We start from the raw sequence: 474 nt of genomic DNA on the forward strand, positions 1-474 counted from the left end.
ACATTATTGCGATTGGTGAAGAGTTCTTAGGTGTTGAATTGACGGGCAACCCGATCATTCTCTCTAACGGTGCCGAGCTACGCTTTCTATCGACCAACTCAAAAACCGCACAAAGTTATCATGGCCATGTTTATGTGGATGAGTATTTCTGGATCCCGAAATTCGATGAGCTCAACAAACTCGCCTCAGCCATGGCCACCCATAAGAACTGGCGCAAAACCTACTTCTCGACCCCTTCCGCCAAAACGCACACGGCTTATACATTTTGGACCGGTGACCAATGGCGCAGAGGTCGTGATTCTCGCGCTAACATCGAGTTCCCGACCTTCAATGAATATCGAGACGGTGGCAGGCTCTGCCCAGACAAACAGTGGCGTTACGTTGTTACGATTGAAGATGCAGCTGCAGGCGGTTGTGAACTGTTCGACATAGATGAACTGCGCGATGAATACAGCAAAGACGATTTCGATAATC

General features: G+C 48.7%; 1 protein-coding gene. It reads left to right on the plus strand.

Annotated elements, in window-relative coordinates; translation table 11 throughout:
- Positions 1-474: terminase family protein (locus OW491_RS18155; protein ID WP_290037301.1), on the plus strand; the 474-nt coding region annotated here is incomplete at both ends.

The sequence above is a fragment of the Neptunomonas sp. CHC150 genome (assembly GCF_030397555.1).
Taxonomy (GTDB): Bacteria; Pseudomonadota; Gammaproteobacteria; order Pseudomonadales; family Balneatricaceae; genus Neptunomonas; species Neptunomonas phycophila.